At 61.8% G+C, this 262-nt stretch carries 1 pseudogene; it reads left to right on the forward strand.

Annotation, left to right across the window (positions count from 1 at the left end):
• Positions 1–262 (forward strand): annotated as a pseudogene (locus tag NLU14_RS22205) (phosphomannomutase/phosphoglucomutase); the annotation flags it as partial.

A 262-nucleotide genomic window follows, 5' to 3' on the forward strand; every position in this document is an offset into this window, starting at 1 on the left:
TGATCTGGGGCGATCAGCTTCTGTCCATATTGGCGGAACCCGTCCTGCGCGTGGAGCCGGGCGCGACGATCATCGCCGATGTGAAGGCATCGCAGATGCTGTTCGACCGAATCGCCGAGCTGGGCGGCAAGCCGCTGATGTGGAAGACCGGGCACAGCCTGGTGAAGACCAAGATGAAGGAAACCCATGCGCCGCTGGCCGGCGAGATGAGCGGCCACATCTTCTTCGCCCAGGACTATTACGGGTTCGACGACGCGCAATA

It is taken from the genome of Marinobacter iranensis (assembly GCF_029207565.1).
Classification (GTDB): domain Bacteria; phylum Pseudomonadota; class Gammaproteobacteria; order Pseudomonadales; family Oleiphilaceae; genus Marinobacter; species Marinobacter iranensis.